This window comes from Lysinibacillus sp. NPDC093190 (genome assembly GCF_050280425.1).
Classification (GTDB): Bacteria; Bacillota; Bacilli; order Bacillales_A; family Planococcaceae; genus Lysinibacillus.
The window spans coordinates 18,698-38,435 of sequence record NZ_JBNNVG010000041.1 but is presented as its reverse complement, the minus strand read 5'-3'; the positions used below and the strand labels follow the sequence as shown (position 1 = coordinate 38,435).

General features: G+C 37.6%; 20 protein-coding genes. 3 read left to right on the top strand and 17 right to left on the bottom strand.

Features of this window, described 5'->3' with window-relative positions:
- Positions 1-100 precede the first annotated feature (100 nt).
- From ACQKOF_RS22710 to prsW, 10 genes are all read right to left on the bottom strand, one after another.
- Positions 101-892: a hypothetical protein gene (locus ACQKOF_RS22710; RefSeq protein ID WP_427562096.1), complete on the bottom strand. Its 792-nt coding sequence runs from the start codon at positions 890-892 to the stop codon at positions 101-103.
- 21 nt (positions 893-913) lie between these two features.
- Positions 914-1,123, bottom strand: coding sequence for a DUF2768 domain-containing protein (locus ACQKOF_RS22705; protein ID WP_370047987.1), 210 nt, complete (start codon positions 1,121-1,123; stop codon positions 914-916).
- A gap of 342 nt (positions 1,124-1,465) precedes the next feature.
- Complete coding sequence (locus ACQKOF_RS22700; RefSeq protein ID WP_370047989.1) at positions 1,466-2,482, bottom strand: NAD(P)H-dependent glycerol-3-phosphate dehydrogenase; 1,017 nt, start codon at positions 2,480-2,482, stop codon at positions 1,466-1,468.
- A gap of 193 nt (positions 2,483-2,675) precedes the next feature.
- Positions 2,676-3,986, bottom strand: a complete 1,311-nt coding sequence (gene der / locus ACQKOF_RS22695; protein ID WP_427562092.1) for a ribosome biogenesis GTPase Der — start codon at positions 3,984-3,986, stop codon at positions 2,676-2,678.
- A 257-nt stretch (positions 3,987-4,243) separates the two neighbouring features.
- Positions 4,244-5,380, bottom strand: a complete 1,137-nt coding sequence (rpsA, locus tag ACQKOF_RS22690) for a 30S ribosomal protein S1 (RefSeq protein WP_427562089.1) — start codon at positions 5,378-5,380, stop codon at positions 4,244-4,246.
- A gap of 102 nt (positions 5,381-5,482) precedes the next feature.
- A complete protein-coding gene (gene cmk / locus ACQKOF_RS22685) occupies positions 5,483-6,157 on the bottom strand; it encodes a (d)CMP kinase (RefSeq protein WP_427562101.1) in 675 nt (224 codons plus the stop codon).
- A gap of 307 nt (positions 6,158-6,464) precedes the next feature.
- Complete coding sequence (locus ACQKOF_RS22680) at positions 6,465-7,124, bottom strand: flagellar brake protein (RefSeq protein ID WP_427562086.1); 660 nt, start codon at positions 7,122-7,124, stop codon at positions 6,465-6,467.
- Between the two features lie 84 nt (positions 7,125-7,208).
- Positions 7,209-8,492: a PepSY1/2 domain-containing protein gene (locus tag ACQKOF_RS22675; RefSeq protein WP_427562083.1), complete on the bottom strand. Its 1,284-nt coding sequence runs from the start codon at positions 8,490-8,492 to the stop codon at positions 7,209-7,211.
- Between the two features lie 15 nt (positions 8,493-8,507).
- Positions 8,508-9,329 (bottom strand): spore cortex-lytic enzyme, encoded by an 822-nt coding sequence (gene sleB, locus ACQKOF_RS22670; protein WP_427562080.1) that lies wholly within the window; start codon positions 9,327-9,329, stop codon positions 8,508-8,510.
- A 97-nt stretch (positions 9,330-9,426) separates the two neighbouring features.
- A complete protein-coding gene (prsW, locus tag ACQKOF_RS22665; RefSeq protein WP_427562077.1) occupies positions 9,427-10,101 on the bottom strand; it encodes a glutamic-type intramembrane protease PrsW in 675 nt (224 codons plus the stop codon).
- Between the two features lie 345 nt (positions 10,102-10,446).
- Here prsW and ACQKOF_RS22660 point away from each other — a divergent pair, with 345 nt between their 5' ends.
- Positions 10,447-11,415: an asparaginase gene (locus tag ACQKOF_RS22660; RefSeq protein WP_427562075.1), complete on the top strand. Its 969-nt coding sequence runs from the start codon at positions 10,447-10,449 to the stop codon at positions 11,413-11,415.
- Positions 11,416-11,443: 28 nt separating this feature from the next.
- On the opposite strand, the gene ACQKOF_RS22655 is transcribed toward ACQKOF_RS22660, so the two are convergent.
- From ACQKOF_RS22655 to ACQKOF_RS22630, 6 genes are all read right to left on the bottom strand, one after another.
- Positions 11,444-11,881 (bottom strand): hypothetical protein, encoded by a 438-nt coding sequence (locus ACQKOF_RS22655; RefSeq protein WP_427562072.1) that lies wholly within the window; start codon positions 11,879-11,881, stop codon positions 11,444-11,446.
- A gap of 115 nt (positions 11,882-11,996) precedes the next feature.
- Complete coding sequence (locus tag ACQKOF_RS22650) at positions 11,997-12,962, bottom strand: YpdA family putative bacillithiol disulfide reductase (protein ID WP_427562069.1); 966 nt, start codon at positions 12,960-12,962, stop codon at positions 11,997-11,999.
- 117 nt (positions 12,963-13,079) lie between these two features.
- Entirely contained in the window at positions 13,080-13,835 is a 756-nt protein-coding gene (locus ACQKOF_RS22645; protein WP_427562066.1) for a metallophosphoesterase, read from the bottom strand.
- Between the two features lie 158 nt (positions 13,836-13,993).
- Entirely contained in the window at positions 13,994-14,779 is a 786-nt protein-coding gene (locus tag ACQKOF_RS22640) for a LysM peptidoglycan-binding domain-containing protein (protein ID WP_427562063.1), read from the bottom strand.
- A 300-nt stretch (positions 14,780-15,079) separates the two neighbouring features.
- On the bottom strand, positions 15,080-16,522 hold the full coding sequence (locus tag ACQKOF_RS22635) for a RecQ family ATP-dependent DNA helicase (RefSeq protein ID WP_427562060.1): 1,443 nt from the start codon (positions 16,520-16,522) through the stop codon (positions 15,080-15,082).
- Positions 16,523-17,551 (bottom strand): helix-turn-helix domain-containing protein, encoded by a 1,029-nt coding sequence (locus tag ACQKOF_RS22630; protein WP_427562057.1) that lies wholly within the window; start codon positions 17,549-17,551, stop codon positions 16,523-16,525. It abuts the gene before it with no gap.
- A 108-nt stretch (positions 17,552-17,659) separates the two neighbouring features.
- Here ACQKOF_RS22630 and ACQKOF_RS22625 point away from each other — a divergent pair, with 108 nt between their 5' ends.
- Both ACQKOF_RS22625 and ACQKOF_RS22620 read left to right on the top strand, forming a co-directional pair.
- On the top strand, positions 17,660-17,908 hold the full coding sequence (locus ACQKOF_RS22625; protein WP_053482601.1) for a ferredoxin: 249 nt from the start codon (positions 17,660-17,662) through the stop codon (positions 17,906-17,908).
- A gap of 309 nt (positions 17,909-18,217) precedes the next feature.
- Positions 18,218-18,997: an enoyl-ACP reductase FabI gene (locus ACQKOF_RS22620; protein WP_053482784.1), complete on the top strand. Its 780-nt coding sequence runs from the start codon at positions 18,218-18,220 to the stop codon at positions 18,995-18,997.
- Between the two features lie 78 nt (positions 18,998-19,075).
- Here the strand turns inward: ACQKOF_RS22620 and ACQKOF_RS22615 are convergent, their stop codons facing one another.
- Entirely contained in the window at positions 19,076-19,723 is a 648-nt protein-coding gene (locus ACQKOF_RS22615) for a peptidylprolyl isomerase (RefSeq protein WP_427562054.1), read from the bottom strand.
- Positions 19,724-19,738 lie beyond the last annotated feature (15 nt).

Here is a 19,738-nt window from a genome sequence, read left to right as displayed (position 1 = left end):
TTCGGAATAGTTCGGTTTTTCTATTTATCGTGTTTTGTTAATTTAGAAATTATTCGACTTTTCGAAGGAACCATTTAGTTATGTCCCAACCTCTTAGTGTCTAATCTTTTTTAGTTTTAGATTCAGACTCTTGAATTGCTTTTTCTCTAGCTTTTTCTCTAGCTTTTTTTGCGTCACTATTATAGGCATCCATAGAATAAATTGGCTCACCATTTTCATCTACTGTATACGGTATAGAATAAGCTGGTACTACTGGATATTTATCGACAAGTAGCTGACGAATATCATCTCCAGGTTTTACAGCAGGTTTGTCTTCTTTTAGTAGTTGACCTAAATCGATTGAATAGTCGACATGCATTTCACCATCGCCTGTCATAAATATTGGTAATTCGGTACCAGAATAAGGGCTTTTCACAGTTACATCTGTTTTATAGCCCAATTTTTCAAAGTTAATTTGATATACATTATCAGAAGCTGCACCCTTTATCGGTAAATATTGGGTAGAAAGTTTGCGGATATTAATTTCACGAATTCGCTCTGCAGCATTTAAATCTACCAATTTTACTTTAGCTTCATTCTCAGGATCCCAAATAATATACTGGAAAATCCCACCCTTTTCATAGGCGTTCCCAGGAATTTGCGCAAGATATTTAGGCATTAATTTTTCAAAATCTATTAAATATTTTATATATATATCTGTATCTAGCTCGCTATTTTTAATTGGAACTAGTCCACCAGTTGCTTCACGATATTCATTAACCGCACGCTGAACCGCAGCTAATTGGTCAGCATCAGGCACTAATTTTGCCATTTTTTCGTCTTCTGGATATGCACAACCTACTAGAAGTACAGCGGTTACTATTACAAAAAGAAAAGCACTTAGTTTTTTCATGTCACTTCCACCTCATCATTTTTATGGCCATGTGGCAACAATTAGCACCATTAAAAATGTGCCAAGCCCAAATAGTATGTATGCAATTAAATTTACGATTGTACGTAAAAAAACGTTCGAAACCTTATTTCGAGCTAAATAAATTAAACCGATAGATATAATCAAAAAGCCGATACAATAAAACGATACCCACATTACATCAAGCGCAGGTAAATGTGCTAACGGACCCATTTAAGACAACCACCTTTCTATAACGTCACGAAACAATCAAAGTATATTATACTATGTGCTTTCGCTAAAAAGAAATAGTTGTCCAATAACTATCATCAAATGGACAACCTTTATAAAATATTCAATTAAAAGCACACAATAAGGCGTCTCAGCTATTCCCTGAGACACCTTATTTATGTCCATTTTATGACAAAACTAATCAAATAGATCAGGTATGTTGGCAGCGAGCGTCGAGCGCTTCGCTTTGGCACAGAAAACATTCGCTCCGGCAGGGTCTCGTCTATCTTACTTTTCCCTCGGGAAGCTTATTTTCCAAACCAACATACATGCAAATATATATAATTAGTATATCATGTCATCGATTTCTCGTTTTTTCATACGCATCATTAATGCATCAACCGCTATTTTCGGTTCTATATTACTAAATAGGACACTATAAAGCTCCGTTGTTATTGGCATAGCAACGTCATGTTTCTCTGCTAGTTGATAGGCCGCTTTTGTTGTGCGTACCCCCTCAACTACCATGCCCATTTGATCGAGTACCTCTGGCAGTTTCATTCCTTGCCCCAGTAAATTGCCTGCGCGCCAATTACGAGAGTGCACACTTGTACATGTAACAATTAAGTCCCCCATGCCTGTAAGTCCTGAGAATGTAAATGGATTTCCTCCCATTTTAACACCCAAACGTGAAATTTCAGCCAACCCTCGCGTAATAAGTGCAGCTTTGGCATTATCACCATAATTTAAGCCGTCTGAAATACCCGCAGCTAATGCGATTACATTTTTTAATGCGCCACCTATTTCTACGCCTATCACATCTTTGTTTGTGTAGACACGGAAAAATTGGTTCATAAATAAATCCTGCACTTTTTCTGCAGCTTCAATGTTTGCACAAGCCGCTGTAACAGTTGTCGGGTGGTGTAAGACAACTTCCTCTGCATGACTTGGACCTGAAAGTACAACAACTTCTTCTACAAATTCAGGTGGTAAACTTTCTACTAAAATTTCTGAAATTCGTTTTAACGTATCTGGTTCAATTCCCTTCGATACATGAACAAACAGTACTTTTTTATCGAGTGTTGCTATCATTTTTTCACATACTTCTCGAATAGCCTTAGTAGGCACGGCTACGACAATTGTCTCAGAATGAGCAACTGCCTTAGCAATATCGCTTGTCGCATACAAATTTGTAGGTAGCACCGTTTCAGGTAAATACTTCCTATTTGTATGTAGGTTGTTAATTTCTTCAGCTTGATCTGTTCGATGAGTCCATAGAAGTGTATCATGCCCATTTTCAGCAAGCACCATCGCAAGCGCTGAACCCCATGAGCCTGCCCCTAATACACAAACTTTTTCCATTTAAAAACCTCCCTTGTTTAGAAAAGACAATCCACTCATATTAGTTACAAAAATGCTAGAGAAAGGCTTACAACAGTAAAGCTTTCAAAGCAATCTTATAGTAGACATTAGAAAAATTATTCTTTCCTTTCTTGTAAAAAGACGCCACCCAACAATAATTGTCGGGTTGGCGTATTGTATGTGTATATTTTTCCTAAGCACGAGCACGGGAAATTAAACGAATTGGCGTTCCTTCAAAATCAAATGTTTCTCGAATACGATTTTCTAAAAATCGTTCATAAGAGAAATGCATTAACTCTGGCTCATTAACAAACACCACAAAAGTAGGTGGCTGTATCGCAACTTGGGTAGCATAGTAGATGCGAAGACGGCGGCCTTTATCAGCTGGTGCTGGGTTGCGTGCTACTGCATCCTCAATCACTTCATTAAGGATAGATGATTGAATACGCATTGCATGGTTTTCACTTACACGTTGTACAATCGGTAAAATTTGATGTACACGCTGCTTTGTATTGGCTGATACAAAAATAATTGGAGCATAGTCTAAGAATAAGAAATGCTCACGAATTTGCTGTGTAAAGACGTTCATTGTTTTTTCGTCTTTTTCAATAGCATCCCATTTATTAACAACGATGACAATAGCTTTTCCAGCTTCATGCGCATAGCCTGCAATTTTTTTATCTTGTTCTTGAATGCCTTCTTCTGCATTTAGAACAACTAAAACAACATCAGAGCGTTCAATTGCACGTAACGCACGTAATACAGAATATTTCTCTGTCGTTTCGTATACTTTCCCTTTTTTACGCATACCTGCAGTATCAATAATGACATATTCCTGATCATCATACTCATAAGGCGTGTCAATCGCATCTCGAGTAGTACCTGCGATATTACTAACAATAACGCGGTCTTGGCCTAAAAATGCATTTACCAATGAAGATTTCCCAACATTTGGACGACCGATTAACGAGAATTTAATGACCTCGTCCCCATATTGATCTTCATCCTCCTTAGGGAAATGTTCTGCACATTCATCCAATAAATCCCCTAAGCCTAAGCCGTGAGAACCAGAAATTGGCCAAGGCTCACCAAAGCCAAGTGCATAGAAATCATAAATCATCTCGCGCATATCCGGGTTATCAATTTTATTCACTGCTAAAACGACCGGTTTTTTTGTCTTGTATAAAATTTTAGCAACTTGCTCATCAGCAGCTGTTACACCTTCACGACCATTTGTCATAAAGATTATAACGTCCGCTTCATCAATGGCAATTTCTGCTTGTTGACGAATTTGCTCTAAAAACGGCTCGTCCCCAATCTCGATACCACCTGTATCAATAATATTAAAATCATGTGTTAACCACTCTGCCGAACTATAAATACGGTCGCGTGTAACTCCTGGAATATCTTCCACAATCGATACACGTTCTCCAACGATACGATTAAAAATCGTCGACTTACCTACGTTCGGACGACCTACGATGGCTACTACTGGTTTCGTCATCTGTACTTCATCCTTCCAACTTCTTGTCTTTCGCTATTATACACGAAAAATGCCATTATATCATATCATATCCATAAAAGAGCGCGCTATGTACGGTTCTATTCATTTCTCTGGGAATTTTTTCATCGTTACCCTCTTTAATCTAGTGTTTCGATGTGGCTTCCTTGCTTTGACTTATTCTATCTATCTCTTTGATTCTTCTATCCGTTTACTCCATAAAAAAGCGAGGACACAAACTGTATCCTCGCTTGTCTAGTTTATTTAAAATTTTTCAGTTTATCGCCAATGACATCACCGAAAGAGAAGCCTTTGTTTTCTTCTGGTAATTCATAGTCGATTATTTCCTCTGCCTCAGGATTTTCAAGTAAATCCTTAATGCTTAATGCTAAGCGGCCTTCTTCAGCATTTACGTCAAGCACTTTCACCTGTACCTCTTGTCCTTCTTTTAGAGCTTCATGTGGCGTGTTTATATGCTTATGCGCGATTTGCGAAATATGCACTAAACCTTCTACACCTGGGAAAACTTCCACAAATGCTCCGAATGAAGTAAGTCGTTTTACTTTTCCATCTAGCACTGCACCTTTCGCGGCACGCTCTTCGATGTTCGACCAAGGACCAGGAATCGTTTCCTTAATGGATAACGAAATACGCTCATTTTCTGGGTCTACAGAAAGGACTTTCACTTTCACCTCTTGTCCTTCTGATAAAACCTCGCTCACATCGCTCACATGCTCATGAGACACTTGTGAGATGTGCACAAGGCCATCAATACCACCAAGGTCAATAAATGCACCAAATGATGCGATACGCTGTACTTTACCGTCTAAAACATCGCCAGATTTAATTTGATTAATGACATTTTTCTTTTGAGAAGCTTTTTTAGATTCCACTACAGCACGATGTGATAAAATTAAGCGATTTTTTTCTTTATCAAGCTCTACAATTTTAAAGCTGAGAGATTTGCCTTTATAGTCTTCAAAATCATCAACAAAGTAGTCTTCTACTAGGGAGGCTGGAACGAAGCCACGTACTCCTAAATCTACGACAAGACCACCTTTAACAATATCTTTTACTTCCGCTTCGAAAATTTCCTCAGCGTTGAATTGTTGCTCAAGAGTATCCCATGCTTTTAAAGCATCTACTTTACGTTTTGATAATACATAGTTTCCTTCTTCAACTTTTGTAATCATCAACTCCAACTCATCTCCAACAGAGATTACGTCAGACGCTTTTTCAATGTGTAAGCTTGATAATTCACTTATTGGCACAATACCGTCAAACGGTGCACCTGGAATTGAAACAGTTACCGCTTTTTCATCAACCTGCTCTGCAATACCTTTGACGATATCACCTTCGTTAAACGTTTGTTCTGCATAGTTCATTTCTTCAGACATATGTAACCCTCCTTCGCATCTTCCCTTACTATTTTATTCGATATTGAAGACAAAGACAAAAATAAATCCTTTAAATTCAAAAAATGTCTGAAATTTTGGGATTTATATCGTTTTTTCTTGCGCTAATTTTAAAATGGCCTGTGCTGCATCATCAATTGACAATGCTGTCGTGTCTAAAAATATGGCATCTTCTGCTTGAATTAGTGGCGATGCTTCACGCTCGCTATCCATTTTATCGCGCAGGGCAATTTCTTCTTGAAGCTTTTCAATGGTAGATTCAATTCCTCGTTTTTGATTGTCAATAAAACGACGTCTTGCTCTCTCTTCTACAGTTGCAGACATAAAGATTTTTAGTTCTGCATTCTTTAATACATGCGTAGCAATATCGCGCCCATCCATAACAACCCCACCATTATCCGCAAGCTTTTGTTGCTGTGCTACTAATAGTTCACGTATTTTAGCATGAGCCGCTACTTGTGAAACAGATGAAGTTACCTCATTTGATCGAATTTCTGCCGACACGTTCTTCCCGTCTAAAAAGACAAGCTGTCCTTCAGAAGAAGGTTTTAATTCAATTGTGCTAGTTGCTAGCATTTCTGCTAATTTTGTTTCATCATCTAAATGTATGTTTTGTTGCATTGCTTTATACGTCACAGCACGATACATAGCACCTGTATCGATATAAGTAAATTCAAGTGCCTCTGCAACAATTTTCGCGATTGTGCTTTTTCCAGCACCAGCCGGTCCATCAATCGCAATTTGAATGTTTTTCTTCATATTCTCCCTACTTTCTATCACACCATATTGTATCATAAAAAAGCCCTCTTCAAGGAGAGGGCTTTCTTAAATCAAATTACTACTCAATTTGAAGGTGTGTAAACTACCTGCAATAATTCATGGAATTTCTACTCATCAATAGAGAATGGGAAGACTAATCAATTATGCCTCGGCATAATTGCGTCCGGAATCGGCTTTGTGCTTGCACAAAGAATTCCTTTCCGATTCCGTGACATCCGCCGGAGGCTTTAACTTCTTTCAGCGGGTATTTGGACACCCGATGAAAGAAGTTAATAAGCGTAAAAAATCAAGCATCAAAAGGATTTATTTCTTTACGACGATTCACTAACTGACGTTCAAAGCAGAAACGAACAATATGCTGTTGGTCTACATCATCAGTATCTGTTAGTTGTATAGTTGCCATTTTTTTGTCATCTTTTTCGAATATACGAACAACCGTCGCATCCGTGTTCACGTATTTAACATCCCCATTGGTAAATGGTAAAACAATTGTTAACTGAACATCATCATCATCTTGGAAAGCAATTGCCCCTTTTAAGATAACTGCCAAACCACCTGCGCTAATATCCGCTGTTACTAGCTGATATTTGTAATCCTTAAACTGTATCGCTACATCCACAGGCGTTTCCACACGTACATATTCACGACGTTGAATTTTGATAAAGTCATCTGCCTTTGGACAATGCAACATAATCATAGGTATATTACCAGCTTTACGTCCAATCACTTCAGTATTGAAAGCAAATGATTGTTTATCCTCTGTGCGAAAAGTTGCTCTAAATTCAGAACCATCTATTAAAAAAGCTGTTTTCTTTGTGGCAACATTTATTGGATAATCGATGTAAATAATATTTTCTTTTTGTTCTACAACTTTACAACGGAATTTTTCAACACGCTCTGTATAAGTTGGTTCAAGTTCTAATTGTGTACCAATTTTTATTTCCATGAGCATCTCCCCGAACACAAATATACATTTATTATCGCATGAGATGCCCATTTTGGCTATACGAACTGGTAGTTTTTTCTTAGATTACGTTAAATATTCCACTTTTAAAACATTGTGATTTTCAGCGTCAATAACAATTCTAAATGTTTCTTGCGCATTTTTATCACGGACCGCAATTACCTCATAACAAAGACGTTGTTCGAATTGACCGTTATCTGTATAAATATTTCTTACTTCTTCTACTTTCACATCATCATCGAAGAAAGTTTTCCAATCAATTGGTTTTGCAGTTTGTGGTTTAATCGTCTCTGCCTGAATATATTCCATCGCATTTGCACCAAGTAACTCGCCTGTATCCTTGGCAAGTTTTAATTGCACCCCATCTGCATATATCAATGCATTATCGCCAGGATGAACACGTGCAAATGTCACATGCCATGCTTGATGGTTTTCACGAGATTCCACAAATGCAACATCATTCATGCCAAGTCGTTTTAAATATTCTTCAGCTTTTTTCATAATTTCATCTTGTGATAGCCTTGCTTCATCTACTGGACGTTCCACTAAATAGGATATTAAATGCCCACCCTTTTCTGTTAGATCGACATACCCTAAACGAATACCTTGATGGAATTGGATATGATAAAACGGATATGATGAAGTATCGCTACTTTTCGTAACAGTAAATGTTGCATCTTTTATGATAGGGAATAAATGTTTTACTTTTTCCAATGCTTCTTTTTCAGTAATGGCTGAGTCTTGTAATGCTTTAAGATCTATTTTTTTCTGCCAATCCGATTCACTTAATGTAAGTGGGAAGTCTTTTTCACTGTAATCCTTTAATGTCTTTTGTACATTATCAAATGTTGTATTTGGGTTCTTAGTATCTACTTGTTGTAACCAGACATCCATCTTACCGTTGTTTTTATAAAAATCTACCGTTGCAGCTGACCATTCATCTGAAAGTGATTGTAAATTTGTAGAGACTTGTGGCATTTTTTCTCGCCAAGCTTTATAATCACCAGTTTTAGATGTTTTCTTTGCCTCATCTCCTAGGCGCCCTAAGTAACTTAGCCAGTCGTTCGACATTTCCTGCCCGATAGGAATATTCGACATAGAAGATCGAACATCGGAGCTTAGTCGCCAAACAGAATCTAACTCATTGTGAATGGCATCGTCATTTCGAAACAATAGAGATTGCGAAACAGCTTGTTGTAGATGCGATAATTTCTCAGATGCATCCGTTAAATTATCCGTGTACTGAGCTAGCACAGTACGTTGTAAACTTGCATTTTTTCCGTGCATATTAATGCTATATGCACCTAAACCAATAACTGCCGCAGTGAGTATTACGAGCATAGTTCTCATTTTTTTCCTCCTTTCTTATGAACAGAAAATGTGTTCTCCAATTCGTTTAATTTGAGGTCGGGACCAAATCCACTTACTTGTTGCTGTTTTCGGATTAAAATAATAAAGTGCATTTTCTGAAGGATCCCATCCATTCATAGCATCAAGAACTGCTTCTTTTGCACGTTCATTTGGTTCAAGCCAAATTTGTCCATCTGCCACCGCAGTAAACGCTAGTGGTTGGAAAATAATACCTGAAATAGTATTTGGGAATTCAGCACTTTCCAAACGATTTAAAATAACAGCCGCTACAGCCACTTGACCTTCATAAGGCTCTCCCCTAGCTTCACCATAAACCGCATTCGCCATTAACTGTACATCTCTGTCAGTATACTTTGGAGGTAGTTGAGTTTTAGTCCCATTATTATTACTACTACCACTACTTTTACCTCCCCCACCACCGCCGCCAGTGTTTGTTTTCACTTGCTGTTCAAGTGGCGTACCACCATAATAGGTAAATTGATTTCCTGCATTTAACTGCGCTTTTACCCATCCTTCATCATAATCTGAATAACCTGATAAAGTTTTTTTAGTTTTAGCACCGGCTATTCCATCTACTGGTAAACCATATTTCTCTTGGAAAATTCGTAAAGCCCAATATGTGTTATAACCAAATTTGCCATCAATTTTACTTTTATAAAACCCTAAGTATTGTAGCCTTGCCTGTAGCTCAATTACATCATCTCCATAAGCACCACGAGAAATCTGTTGCCCAGTAAATGCAATTGCGTCATTTTGCGGAATAGCAAATATACTAATCCCCAACATCAAAGCAAAAATTATGCTTATTAAACGCATGATCATCACTCCTTTTTTTCATAGCTTGAAACAAACGACTCATTTTATACATTTAAAAAATAGAAAAGCGCAGAAATCTTTTTTAGATTTCTACGCTTTAAATTTTTTTATGCATATGCAAATGTTGTACTAGGTGATAATGAGCAAGCTTGACTTTTCGTAGCCCAAACCACCACAAAAATAGCATAAAAGGTATCATTAAATATACCCAATATCCTTTGAATGATAAAATTGTATTATATAGAATGTGTAATACTACCGGTGCACAAAGCGCCATTGCAATCATTTCTTTCGTCTTTGCAAGCTTTGAAAACTTGGCACGTCCATAATAATAGCCCATTACAACACCGAACAAAGCATGACTTGATACAGGTAATAATGCACGCATAAATGCAGTATTCAAACCGAAAGAAAATAAATAAAGCACATTTTCTATCGTGGCAAAACCAAGAGATATACTTGCACCATACAGTATGCCATCATAGGGATCATCGAATTCTACATGATTGTAGATTGCGATTAAAAGCACAAACCATTTAAAAAACTCTTCGACTACACTAGAGAAAACTACATCTTGTAGATAAAAATATCGAAATACCCCTTCCTCTGTTAGTACATATTGTAAAAACAAGATTGGGAACGTTAAAAATGCACCATACAAAAATGTTTGAAGTAAAGTTCTTCTTGGCTCCGTTGCCATCTGATTGCGCAAATAAAAGTAACTGAAAAGCGCTAGACCGGGAGCAATGGCAGCTGATACTAAAATGATCATGATGCCGGCTCCTTTCAAAAATCAATTTCGCCTTGACATAATTATGTTAAGATTTTAAAATTCGTGACATCCTTCTAATGTTGTTGGCCAACAGTGTTTTTTGCGCGACAGCGTTAGCCGCATAATGTTGGTCAACTTTGGCGGTTTCGTAGGATGTAAAATTTCTTAGCCTAGTTTATCTTTTTCTGTCGATACATTAAAAAAATAATTCGTATGTCTCAGGTGGAAAACTTCTGTGACATCAATCTTCCGTTTTCGACAAAAAAATATCTGTTACATGAAGATAAACTGCTATTATTATACCATGATATGACTTAAAACTTTTTAAAAGGAGATATTATTTTTATGAAAAAAACAATTCTATTAATTCATACAGGTGGAACTATTTCTATGGCGATGAGTGATGAAGGTGCCGTTATGCCAAACAAGGAAAATCCTCTAATGAAGGAAAGCAGCAAACTTGATGCACTTGCCACAATTATTGAAATGGAGGCTTTTAACCTCCCATCACCACATATTACACCAAAAGAAATGCTTAAATTACGTAACCTTATTATCGAAAAAGTTGCAGAGGAGAAAATTGATGGTGTTGTCATCACCCATGGTACTGATACTTTAGAAGAATCAGCTTATTTTTTAGAGTTAACGACTGATTTATCAATACCTATTGTTTTAACAGGTGCAATGCGCTCCTCCAACGAACTTGGTGCAGACGGAATTTATAATTTAGTAGAAGCCGTTCGCGTAGCCGTAGACGAAGAAGCCCGTGAAAAAGGTGTACTTGTTGTCATGAATGACGAGGTCCATCTAGCTGTTAACACTACAAAAACAAGCACTAGTTCTGTCAATACCTTTCAGTCACCTCAATATGGTCCGATCGGACTTATTACAAAATCAAGAATATTGTTTCATCATGCCCCTATCAGCCGTCAATATGTAGAAATTGATGGATTATCAAAACGAGTAGCCATGCTGAAAGTGTATGCTGGCATGGAGGTTGACTTACTTGATGTAGTACTCGCATGTAAATATGATGGCGTTGTGTTAGAAGGCCTTGGACAAGGCAACGTCCCTCCAACAGTTGTTAAAGGTATTGAAAGTCTTTTAGAGCGCGGTATTCCTGTTATACTCGTATCCCGTTGTTTTAATGGTATCGCAGAAGGTGTTTACGGCTATGTTGGCGGTGGCAAAATGCTCGAAGACTTAGGAGCTTTATTTGCAACTGGTATTAATGGTCAAAAGGCGCGATTAAAATTATTAATTGGACTAAACAAAGTAGGGACTCCTCTTGATTTAAAGAAATTTTTCATGTAAGGCTAATGTATTCAATATTCACTTATAGTTATGCATCTACAATTTGCTTATAATAATTCAAGATTTTATGTAAATGATTGATTGCTATCTCAAAATCTGGCTGAATAACAGAGAGCTGTATGAAATTTCTTTGACGTAAGTATTGGCTATCCGCATGAACATAATAACCATTTAAATTTAAATCTCTCTGTAGATTAGTCAAAGCCTTAGGAAGTTGTAAAGTGATTAGCATCGGATACTGTCTAGTTGAAATTTGGTAGTGCATAAATGGTAGCTGCAGCATTGTTTTAAAGCGTTGCTGTAGCTGTCCATATCTTTCTGGATATGCTTGTAATGCTGCAGTAACATTTGCAACAAGTACTACTGGTAATGTAAACGGGATCGCACCAGACTGGTAATTAGCTAAATCGAGATAAGCAGGTAATGTTGTAGAAGATTTCACATTGTTTTGCGAAAAAACTTCCATCCGTCGCTTTGACTCTTCTATCCGTCGCTCTTGCCCTTTCATCCGTCGCTTTGACTCTCCATCCGACGTTTTAAAAAAAGCTGTATAAGCTTATATGCCTATACAGCTCCTATTGTTATTTTGCTCGTTCTACAATTATCTTAGCAATACACTCGCCATGGAAGCGGCCATTTTCAATAAAAATTTCATTGGCATTATTTCCAGCTGCAATAACTCCTGCAATAAATAATCCTTCTACATTTGTTTCCATAGTTTCTGGATTAAAGAAAGGACGGCCCGTTTCATAATCAATAGAGACACCCATTGCTCGAATAAATGAATGATCTGGATGATAGCCTGTCATAGCAAAAACAAAATCATTTTTTAAAGTTTTCTTGCTACCATCAATTTCTACTACGACCTCATGCTCACAGATTTCCAGTATATTTGTATTGAAATACATTTGGACTTCTTCATTTCGTACTACACCTTCAAATTCTGGTAAAACCCATGGCTTGATGCTAGGTGAATACTCACTACCACGATAGGCGACAGTGACGCGAGCTCCAGCCTTATTTAACTCAAGCGCCGCATCTATTGCCGAATTTTTTCCACCTATTACGAGAACATCAGTATCAAAAAATTCATGTCCCTCTTTAAAGTAATGGAAGACTTTCGGCAATTTCTCACCTGGGATGTTTAAATAATTCGGATGGTCATAGTAGCCTGTTGCGATCACAACATAAGGTGTTGTATAGACCTCTTTATCTGTCGTTACTGTAAACATCGCTCCATTTTTTACAACGCTATTTACTTTCTCGAAGCGGTTTACTTGAATATCTTTCAAACGTACAACTTCTCGATAATAAACTAGTGCTTGATTTCGCTTTGGTTTACGACCTTCAATAATAAAGGGAACATCACCAATAGCTAGTCGTTCACTCGTACTAAAAAAAGTTTGATGCGTAGGGTAATTGTAAACCGCATTTACGATATTGCCTTTTTCAATGACAATTGGCTTTAATCCAATATTTTGCAAGGCTATTGCTGCTGCTAAACCACATGGGCCGCCTCCAACAATAATTGCATCTACTTGCTGCATTTCTTGACACTCCTATCAACTTTGTATAAGCAATTTGCTAATACTTTACTTAATCGGGCTTTTACCGAATAAATCCTTATCGCTTCCATTATACGCCTTCAATCGAGTTTTGGTTGTTTATTTACCCGAAATATTAATGTCAATAATATGACACTGTGGTCTCGCACCAAGTCGGAAAGGTAATAATGTCGTACCATAGCCGTTACTTACTAACGTCATCACACCTTCACGCTCCCGATATGAACCGTTAGGATGCACACCGTATGGGCCAATTCTAATTTGACCACCATGTAAATGCCCACCAATCATTAAATCTGCTCTAAATTTTGCACGGACTCTTGCAAAAACACCAGGGTTATGTGAGATGAAAACAACTAGGTCTTTCTCTCCTACTTTTGCAAATGCTTCATCAAAGCTATATTTCATTGTCGATGTGTCTTCAATTGCATTTAGCCAAAAGCGGTTTTTTTTAGGTAATAATACAGCATCATTGGCGATGATCTGAACACCATGTTCCTGTAAAATACTTCGTAATCGCTCTTCACCTACTTCTCTGTCATTATTACCCCATACAAAATAAGTTGGTCCTAAAGAAGTTAATAATTTTAGATTGTCATGAATACGTTGAATTGGTGTGCGTCCATCCGCAAAATCTCCACCAATAATAACAGCATCAAATTGACCATCTAACTGCTCAATCATCTGGCGGTTAATTTTGCGTAAATGTGTATCCGAAATAAAAAATAGTCGGATCTTTTCCTGTTCACCCTTTAATAGCAATTGATGATGTAAAACATTGTTTTCATGTGCCACCTTCAACATATAAAGCAGGAACGCGATGACTACTAAAACAAATAGTCCAATATAAATCATTCCCTCACATCTCCTTACGAAAGCAAAAAGACGATTCGTTATAATGAAGAATCGCCTTTCACTAAATCAGACGTACGCCTCGACCGTATTGGTGTTAACGTTTGTCCATTATTTTATACTAGAAAAACATCATTGCCAAAGAATGACACCCGCTTTTCTTATGGTAATTTAATAACTTGCCCAATCATTACATTATTTGAAGACATACCGTTTGCTGCACGAATTTTCGCTAGTGTTGCTTCACTGCCATCACCGTAGTGATTCAATGCAATACGATACAGATTTTCATTTGCTTTTACAGTATGAGTACTTGCTTTTGCAGATTGTTTTGCTTCTTCTGCTTTGCGTGCTTCCTCAGCTTTACGCGCTTCCTCGGCCTTTCGTGCTTGTTCCGCTTTTCTAGCCTCTTCTGCTTGTGCTATTCTAGCTTGCTCAGCTTTTTTAGCTTCCTCGGCTTTTCTAGCTTCTTCTGCCTTCTTGGCTGCTTCTGCCTTTTTCGCTTCCTCAGCTGCCTTCTGTTCAGCTGCTACTTTCTCAGCGTCTTTCTTAGATGGTTCCTTCGCTTTGTCCGCTTTATCTTTGTTTGCTTTATCGTCTTCTTTTGCTTTGTTTTTATCAGTTGACACAGGTACCTTATCTTTATCCCCTGACTTGGCAATTTCTACGATTTGATCCTTAGATTTTTTTTCAGCCTCTTCAATTGTTGTTCCAGGTTCATAGAACTTTAAAAAATAGACTAATATCGATAATGGAATTAAGATAAAAATTACAAAAAGAATCGTCATTAATGGCGGTTTTCGTTTTGTTTTTTTTGGCTTTTTATCGTTATTACTCCCATTTTTATTCATTCTTGAAACTCTAGATAAAGCTTGCTGTTCTTTTTGTTCTTCTTCAAAAGATTGACGATGTTCTTCGATTTTATCGCGATAATCTTCTTTACTCATTCGCCGTTCCTCCAACCTTACTACGCTTTCTATCATTCTATTATGACGAATTTTGCGAAAAAAGTAAATGACCGTCAGTTTTAGTCTAAAAAGGCTCCTCACCTAACTTGAGGTTGATTTCCGTTACGACTCGGTGCTTTCCTGGTGGCATTCGATGGGCTACTTCTGAACGACATCCTCTGAAACAGGTCTCGTCTGTGACTCTATTCCTCAAAAATTCCCCCAAATTCCACTCCAATCAACTAATCCAAGACAAACCTTGTAACAAAATGTCATCCAAAACTTCCGGTGAATGAACCTCTAACAACCCATTAAGAGTTGCTTTAGCCGACTTTTCCATGGAATCATTTCTATTTTCTTCTCTTCTTTCAAGCGTACCTTATTGATTTCATCATAATGGATTCCACAATTTTCACAACAGTTTTCAGGTTTTTTCAACAATTTTTGCCCAAAATACCCGACTAGCTGTGTGCGAATACAGTCTTTTGTCTGAGTAATTTTATGCATTTTATCGACAGCATGATATTTTTCCAGTGCTAAATGATTTAAACGCACTTTAACTTGTTCCATCGTTTCTTGTTGCAGCCAGTAATCAAGCACACGAAAAGCGGTCTCACTCAGCTCTCCATTTTTCAGCATTTGGGAGGGGTGTACTTGTTGATTTAGTAGTTCCTGATAACGATCGACATGAAGAGCTGTTGGCAAATCGCCAGTTACAACAAATTTCGCAAGTTCCTCGTCACCATCACTATAAAGTAATATTGCGAGAGCTGTTTGACCGTCACGCCCTGCACGGCCAATCTCCTGCATGTAATTTTCTACATTAGCGGGCATCATTTCATGGATAACCTGACGAATATCCGGCTTATTGATACCCATCCCAAAAGCATTTGTAGCCACAATCCAATCGAGTTCCCCGTCAATAAATTGTTGCTGAATAAACTGACGGTCCTCAGCACTATAGCCTGCATGATAAGCTGCCGCTCGTATACCAGCCTGTATAAGCGCTTCGCTATATTGTTCAGCACGCTTCCGCGAGGACATATATAATATACCCGGTCCTGCCGTCTCTTTAACATGCTGCATAATCCAGTGTGTTTTATCTGCCCTATCCTCAAATACAACACGCCCAAGATGAATATTAGGCCGATCCACATTGTACAAAAACTCAAATGGTGTATCTAGCGACAATGTATCTCTTATGTCATTGACTACTTTATTCGTCGCAGTCGCTGATAATGCTAAAATCGGTGGACGATTTACTTGTGAAAACCATTGTCCAATTCGTAAATAATCTGGTCGAAAATCAAAGCCCCACTGAGAAATACAATGCGCCTCGTCCACGACGATAAGACCTAGCTGCATTTGTGAAAGCTTGTCTTGAACTTGCTGCTGTAAAAGCATCTCTGGTGACGTAAATATAAAACGATACTGCTCTAAAAAATGTAATACATATCGTTTTTCACTTACGGTTAAAAATGAATTTAAGGCAACTACCCTCTTTTCACCAAAGCGTTTTAGCTCCTCTACCTGATCTTGCATTAGAGAAAGCAGAGGAGAAACAATTAATACTGGCTTCTGCAGAATATATCCTGATAGCTGGTAACAAAGTGACTTCCCCATTCCAGTTGGTAATAAAGCAATAACATCTTTTTCTTCTAGAATTGCTTCAATGACCTCTTTTTGGCCTGGACGAAATGCTGTATACCCAAAATACTTTGTTAATGTTTGTTCAAGCTCCATTTATACTTCTCCTTTCGCGAGGACAAGCCTTAACTGGAAATAACTCATACCTTCAACCACTTCATGCAATGTTTTCAATTTTTTGGTTTGATAGTATTTCGATGCCTGCCAAACTTTTTCCGCTTCTGCATAAGAGACGAATGGACCAATCGAAAAGTTCGGTTCATTCATGGCTAATTCTACCAAATGATCCTCGATTGTACTTTGTTTTAGCTTCCTTATTTGCACAATCTGTTCAATTGAATAGCCCTGCTCATATAAATGTGCAGTTTGCTGTGCTGAATCGGTTAGTAATGCTTTGACTCTTAATTCCTCTGCCATTTTTCCAAGTAACGGATAATCATTTGTCTGATGAACTTCATTTAATAATGTATGTAGCACTTCTATAAACGCTAATTGACAATCTAAAACTGTTTCTTTACGTTTACTCGCAAGTTGCTGCCACGTCCATCCTGGTAAACTATGACCACTCAACCGATAGAGGACAAGCTGTTTGTTGGCATCTGATAAGGGTAACACAGAAAGCACCTGTTCACATTCCTCTAATAATTGTTGCTGTAAATGCCCATCTTGATAGTTATGCTCGACTAAAAATGTACGAACCCAAGACTGAATATTCGTATCCTTACTAATAGGAGAAAATGAACGAACCCCAGCACTTTGAAAAGATAAACTTTGTACAATTAACGAGAATCTCGCAAGAAATACATGCTCATTTCCCCGATAGTGCCATCCGTCAAATAAAAAATCAGGAGTCTGCTCCGCTCGTTGTAAACCTAGCTTTTTCATGGAATAGTGACCAGATTCTTGCATAGTTAACCAACTATTCTGTAAAAACGAAGTTACAGCTTCATCAAATGTCTTCCTAGGTAACTTAGGTAATAGCCCAAAATAATTATGTAACTGAAATAGGCCGATGTCTTGAATTGTCTGACCTGAGCGCTTTCCTCTTAATACATGATAAGCAGCAGAAATTGTTCTTTCATTATTTAGTTTTTGAAAGATTTGCAATAAAATTTGATGAAACATAGACGCAAATTCCTCCAATTTAATAGTATTTATGTTGAAATGTAAGATAAACATCTTTAAAATGAGTATGAAGCTTTGTAGGAACATGTAAAAAGGAGAGAATGAAAAATGGCTAAATTCACAATTGTTGATAAAGATACATGCATCGCTTGTGGCGCTTGCGGAGCCGCAGCACCAGATATTTATGATTATGATGATGAAGGTATTGCCTTCGTTATTTTAGATGATAACATGGGAACTGCTGAAGTTCCAGAAGATCTACTAGAAGACATGCAAGATGCTTTCGAAGGATGTCCAACTGACTCAATCAAAGTAGCAGATGAAACTTTTGATGGCGACTCATTAAAATTCGAGTAGTTTTTATACTTCATTAGTATCTTTAAAGGCATCCTTGACTGGGTGCCTTTATTTGATTCCCTCGTTACAAACGCCAACGTTAGATTGCATGGATAATTTCCCCCGGGATATACATAATTTGGTTGAACCAATTAAATAACATCTACTGGATTCGTCTCTAACATAGCAGAGATGAATTTTTTTGTACTTTCCAACGTAAAGTTTGTCACTCTTTTCATCTTGTTATTGCAACCATTTTTTATGTATGATAAGATTTTAGTAGTTGGTACTAATAACAGATATTATTTCATAAAGGGGTTCTTATAGGTGATGGATAATTTATTACAATTAAAAGATAAGAATATTGTCGTTATGGGTGTGGCAAACGATCGAAGTATTGCTTGGGGTATCGCAAAACGTTTATTTGACGTAGGTGCAAATGTTATTTTCACATATCGCCAAGAACGTTCATTAAAAAAATTACAAAAGCAATTAGAAAATATCGGACAATCTGACTCACTGATCGTACAATGTGATGTCAACAGCGACGAGAGCACAAAAGCAGCTTTCGATGAAATCGGTACAAAAGTAGGCGTTATCCATGGCATCGTGCATTCAGTAGCCTTTGCCAATGCAGAAGATTTACACAATCGCTTCTTAGATACAACTCGTGATGGCTATGCATTTGCACAAGATACTAGCGCCTATTCTCTTATTTCAGCAGCAAAGGCCGCACATCCTTATATGACTGAAGGCGGTTCTATCGTAACAATGAGTTACTTAGGAGCTGAGCGCGTACTTGATGGCTACAACGTTATGGGTGTAGCGAAAGCTGCATTAGAGGCATCTATGCGCTATCTTGCTGCAGATGTTGGTAAAGATAATATTCGCGTTAATGCTATCTCAGCTGGAGCGATTCGTACACTTGCTGCAAAAGGAGTTCCTTCCTTCAATACAATTTTACACAAAATTGAAGAAACAGCTCCATTAAAACGTAATGTTCAACAAGACGAAGTAGCAGATATGACAATCGTGATGCTTTCTCACTTATCACGCGGTGTGACAGGCGAAACGATTTACATCGATGCAGGCTACAATATTATGGGTTAAACACAAAAAAGCATGGGAAATCATCATTAATCTCTCATGCTTCTTTGTTTCGTATTGTACTTCAGATTTTCACAACTGTTATTTTAGTACCTTTGGGGCTGGATAATCAAAGCCCTTTGTATCCACTTCTACCTTTTTCATTTGCTGATCTTTTAATGGTTTTTCACCATCTCGTTCAGCAGCAGCGATAGCATCTACTGTTTCCATTCCCTCGATTACTTTTCCAAAGGCAGCATATTCGCCATCAAGATGTGATGCTTCATTTACCATAATGAAAAATTGAGATCCCGCAGAATTCAGATCCCGCGAACGAGCCATTGAAATGACACCGCGTTCATGCTTTAAATCATTTTTAAAACCATTTAATGAAAACTCACCTTCTATCGAATAGCCTGGCCCACCCGTACCATTACCTGAAGGATCTCCACCTTGAATCATAAAATCAGGGACAACTCGATGGAAAATAAGACCATCATAAAAACCTTTTTTAACTAACGAAATAAAATTAGCTACCGTATTCGGCGCTGTAGAAGGTTCTAATTCGATTACGATTTTTTCATCATTGTTCATCGTAATTGTCACAATTGGATTTTCCTTCACTTTTGATGAATAATCCACATTTCCTTCCGATTGCCCACTTTCTTTAGCAGCTCCACAACCTGTCAAAACAAATGCTATCGCCAAAAAAGCAAAGACAGTAAAAAATCCTTTATAACGCGCGAACATATTCTTTCAACTCCT